This is a genomic window from Plebeiibacterium sediminum, from assembly GCF_026013605.1.
GTDB classification, from domain to species: domain Bacteria; phylum Bacteroidota; class Bacteroidia; order Bacteroidales; family Marinilabiliaceae; genus Saccharicrinis; species Saccharicrinis sediminus.
In genome coordinates this window covers 1-4800 of record NZ_JAPDPJ010000135.1, presented here as the reverse complement: position 1 = coordinate 4800, position 4800 = coordinate 1, and the positions used below count along the sequence as shown (strand labels likewise).

Annotated in this window: 5 protein-coding genes; all 5 read left to right on the top strand. The window is 30.3% G+C overall.

What is annotated here, in order from left to right; genetic code table 11:
• The first annotated feature begins 571 nt into the window (after positions 1-571).
• Positions 572-2950 carry a TonB-dependent receptor family protein gene (locus tag OM075_RS24220; RefSeq protein ID WP_301193143.1) on the top strand — a complete coding sequence of 793 codons (2379 nt, stop codon included), beginning with the start codon at positions 572-574 and terminating at the stop codon, positions 2948-2950.
• A 68-nt stretch (positions 2951-3018) separates the two neighbouring features.
• A complete protein-coding gene (locus OM075_RS24215) occupies positions 3019-3366 on the top strand; it encodes a DUF6249 domain-containing protein (RefSeq protein ID WP_301193142.1) in 348 nt (115 codons plus the stop codon).
• 7 nt (positions 3367-3373) lie between these two features.
• Entirely contained in the window at positions 3374-3937 is a 564-nt protein-coding gene (locus OM075_RS24210; RefSeq protein ID WP_301193141.1) for an RNA polymerase sigma factor, read from the top strand.
• The gene (locus tag OM075_RS24205; RefSeq protein ID WP_301193140.1) at positions 3937-4311 is read left to right on the top strand and encodes a hypothetical protein; all 375 of its coding nucleotides are present in this window, start codon (positions 3937-3939) and stop codon (positions 4309-4311) included. The genes OM075_RS24210 and OM075_RS24205 overlap by 1 nt, the downstream gene beginning before the upstream one ends.
• A 360-nt stretch (positions 4312-4671) precedes the next feature.
• On the top strand, positions 4672-4800 hold a 129-nt coding region (gene tnpA / locus OM075_RS26415; RefSeq protein WP_435873489.1), incomplete at its 3' end, for an IS66 family insertion sequence element accessory protein TnpA.

Genomic DNA, 4800 nt, shown 5'->3' with positions numbered 1-4800 from the left:
AAAAAAAAACTTACCCTGAGCGCGCTTTTCAATGAAGGAAGCGGGGTAAGTACGTTGGTACAAATATAACATTAATTTTCTTTTACACAAAAAAATATTTTGGGATTAAAAGAATAAATATGAAGCTAAACTAATGCCAATATAGTCTCGTTTGGTGAGACTAATTTATACCTGCTAAAAAGACTTACTTAATAAACAGTTATTAGATCATTTGACTATATAATAAGTGAAATATCTATTTTAGTAAGTGATAAACCAAAATGCAAATACGCGATATCACCCATTGACTGGGAGATATATTTTAGTTAGTCACAAGCGGAAGAGCAACAGTGCAATATGAAAACTTAACTGGAAAAACACAAAATAACATGATAGCCAACGCACAAAGCAAAAGTGTTCCAGCCTGTCTCACGACCGTCCCTTCGCTTCCATACACTTGCTTCCTTTTCTACCCACAATAAAATAATTTTGAGTACAGATATAAAAACAAATTCATAATTCGGTTACCATGTTTCATTTTATGTAGTCCAATTACCGGACAACAAAATGTTAAACTTGATAACTAATAATTATGAGTAATTTATTTCTGCGATTTGTGATTTTTTATTCAATTATGATTTTAATTCCATTCAATTCATTTGCAACCGAATCAGGAATATTGGAAGGTAATATAATAGATGGTGAGACTTTAGAGGTTGTTTCCTATGCTAGTGTCGAACTTTTAGCAAGTGATGATTCAATAATGATAAATGCAGTAATAGCCAATGTTAAAGGGGAATTTATGATAGAAAAAGTTCCTTATGGTAAATATTTATTAAGGATTTCATGTATGGGTTATAAGAAAATGATAAAGTCAGAATTTGAAGTTTCTGTAGCTAGAACACTAATAAAATTCAATGATATTAAACTTGATTCAGAATTAAATTCATTGGAAGGGGTTGTTGTAAAAGGCTATATAATGACAGGTGTAATAAAAGATGACAAAACAATTTATAGAGTAAATAGTAAATCGGCAGAAATTGCCCAGTCAGGATTAGAACTATTACGCCAATTGCCAGATGTTACAGTAAGCTATTTTTCAGATAATGTAAAACTTGCCGGTTGCAGCAATATTCGTTTTCAGGTAAATGGACGACAAGTTGATAATAATTTCTTAACACAACTGAATTCTGGACTTGTCGATAAAATTGAAGTAATAAATAATCCGGGATCAAATTATGACGGTTCGGTCGATGCGGTAATCAATATAGTTCTTAAAAGAGAATTTAAATTTGGTATGGGAGGACAGCTTCGCCTTCAATTACCTACATCCCCAAAAACTATTCTTAGTAAAAATAATGCTAATGTAGATATTTATTTAAATAAAATTAGGTTTTATGTTTCCGGAAAGTATAACTGGAATGATTATACAGTTGAAAATTTGAACGAAAGAACAACTCAATCAGGTACATATTTAAACCAAAAAACTTATAGAGAGGGAAAGGACAATAAATTTGTTGCAAATTCTGGTTTTGATTGGTTCATAAACGACAGGAATTCATTAAGTGCTTCCGGTTCGATTCAGCCAATAATCTCTAATAATAAAAGTTATACCACATTAAATGCATATACTACAGAAGATGTGACAACTTTTAGCACCGGAATAACTTCAAATACTAATAAAGACTACTTGTGCGATTACTCCATTTATTATCAGCATAAATTTCCCCAAGAGGAACATCAAATATCAATTGAAAATTATAGGAGTAACAAGATAAATGAGCATAATAGCAACTATTATGAGCAAGCAGATTTGATTATACCATCTTATTTCAATATTAATAATCAATCAACTGAAAGCAACAACATTTATTCTTATGTAAAAATAGATTATACCTACCCATTGTTAAACAAACTTAAACTTTCTACGGGGTATAACTGGTATTATCTTCATAAAGATTACATCTACAGCAATATAACAGCATCATTTTCAGACGTTACTGATTTTAAGGAAAGCAGACACTCGTTTTATCTTAGTCTGTCATCAAATTTAGGAAAACTAAATCTTCAGACAGGTGTAAGATATGAGGTTTCGAATATTAATATTGTTCATGTTTATGACACCATAAATAGTACTAAATATTTTTTGCCTTCTATAAAAGCAAATTACAAACTGAATGAACAAAACATGCTGCGTTTCAGCTATAGAAAATCTTTGGGTCGACCAGGAATCAATCATTTAAGCCCGGCAAATTATTCGGATGATTCCTATACGCAATCAAAAGGAAATCCGGGACTAATGCCTTCTATAAAAAACCGTTTTGAAATAGAGCATCGTGTTCAACTCAATAAATCGATGTATGTGAATTACAAACCATACCTGAGTTTTACAAAAGATGGTATTAGTCAAGTCAGTTATATTGTCTCAGACTCCATTTTGCGCAAACAGTATTGGAATGTGAACTCAGAGCTTGAGTATGGTCTTATTTGCTCGGGAATGTTTTCTGTTAAGGATGTCTGGATGACAAGCCCCTCGTTTACCTATTACAGAAAGAAACTTGACGCAATGCCGGAATATGGAATTAATAAGGGAGTAAACGATAACTCCTGGCGCTTGAATATTAGTTCGCAACTGATGCTACCAAAAGACTGGGTGCTGTTTCTTGAATTTAATTATGAGGCACCAACTATCGGATATCAATATAAAAAATATGAATATTATGATTTTGTCTTTGGCTTTTTTAAATCGTTTAATAAGAAATTTTCAGTTTCGGCTTTTACATTGAATCCGTGGAGTAATCATTTTATTTTTGATAAGCGAACTTACAGCACTGGATCCATTGTGCAAAATGTAGAAAGCAAATTAAAATACGATTATATTTTCCTTATTAAATTAGGGTATAGATTTAATACTGGTAAAACAGGTAAAAAGATTAACAGAGTTATAGAAAAAAAAGAAATATTTAAATAAAAACAACATTTTTGGTTACCAATACAAAATAAATGTAGTCTAAATATAACACAGTAAAATACAGAATTATGAAAGCAGATGATTTGATAAGTATGATTTTAATATTGGGAGTACTCCCAATAGCCATCCTTCTAATTATTTTTTACATTCAAAAAGCAAAAATTAAAGAACGAAGCCAACTACTTGATAAAGGCATTGATATATTATCAATGCCTAAAAAGGAAAGTGCTTTTAACAGTCCATTAATGTGGGGATTGTTTTCAATTGGTATTGGCTTGGGATTTTTCCTGGGATTTTTCCTTATAGAGTTAAAAATACTTTTAAATGAAGCTTTTCCTGCATTTTTGGCTATGATATTTGGAGGTATTGGGTTAACAATTTACCATTATATCAATAAAAAGGAAGGTAAAAAGTAATCACAATATGGACAATCTTTATATTCGGAAAATACTAAATGGTGATTATTCAGGATTCTCTTATTTTATTGATAAATATAAGGATATGGCCTACTCTATTGCATTTAGAATATTAAATGATTGTGAAGATGCCGAAGAAATTGTTCAGGATTCCTTTTTAAAGGCTTTTGATTCTTTGAAAAAGTTTCGACAGGATTCTAAATTCTCTACATGGTTCTATAGAATTGTGGTAAATAATGCATTAACAAAAGCAAAAAGAAAAAAACTTATAAAAAAAGATAACGATTTCTCTAAAATTGAAAATATTGAAGTAGAGAAAATTGAAACAGTATATTCAGCCTTATCGCAAGATGACAGAAAAAAGTACATTAATTTTGCTTTGGATAAGTTAAATATTGAAGACAGGTTAATTTTAACCTTATACTATCTAAATGAAAACTCATTAGAGGAGATTGTTGAGATAACAAATATTAAAAGAGAAAACCTGAAAATGAAGATACACCGTGCAAGACAAAAAATGTATTTAATTTTAGAACAAGAATTGAAAACAGAAGTTAAAGATTTACTATAATGGAAAACAAAAAAGAAGAAGAATTTGCAAAAAGTATTCTCTCTAATAGCAAATTGAATATAGAAAATGCTGATTTTAATAAAGTTGTTATGAATAAAATCAGGCGTAAAAATCGAAAGAAAATTCTGCTTCATAATCTTCGAAACTACTCTTTAATATTTGTTGGAATCGATTTGCTTATTATTACTTTGTTAAGACTATTAAATATCAGAATTACCGAAATGTCAGGAATAATAAGTAAATTATCATTAGAATCAATGTCAGCTCAATTATTTTTAGTTTATTTTGTTTTTCTGATTGTCTCAATATTTATAATTGTAAAATTTTCGGAAAATGGATATTTATATTCGAAAACGGATCGTTTTACTGAATAATATACAGTTACATCATCGAATCATTGCTTCACTACAAGGTACATTGGCAAAACACACAAAACCAACCCTGCAACCAAATTTTGTCAAAGAGCCTTTTCGCCCTTCCCGCTTCAACTCTGTATCGAGAGACAGTGTCAACTTGATAAATAAACAGATTGAGCATAATAACCGCCAGTGCCTAATCGAATTCTAAGATAAAGAATTACTGGTACCAACAAAGTAGGTTAAGGAATGCTCCTATTGTGAGACAATTTATAATGTAAGTAAGTATGCACACTTTTTCATTGCAATGTATCCATTCGGCCTGATACATATTGTTAACAGAATTATGACTACTTAGCTTTGATTCAAAAAATAAGCATGAAAGAATCAAGTTACAGGAAGTTAATAGAAAAACAAGAACAATCAGGATTAAGCGTTAGAGATTTTTGTTCCAACCAAGGATTTGCAGTTTCAACTTTCTACAAATGGAAAAAGACATTGCAAGAA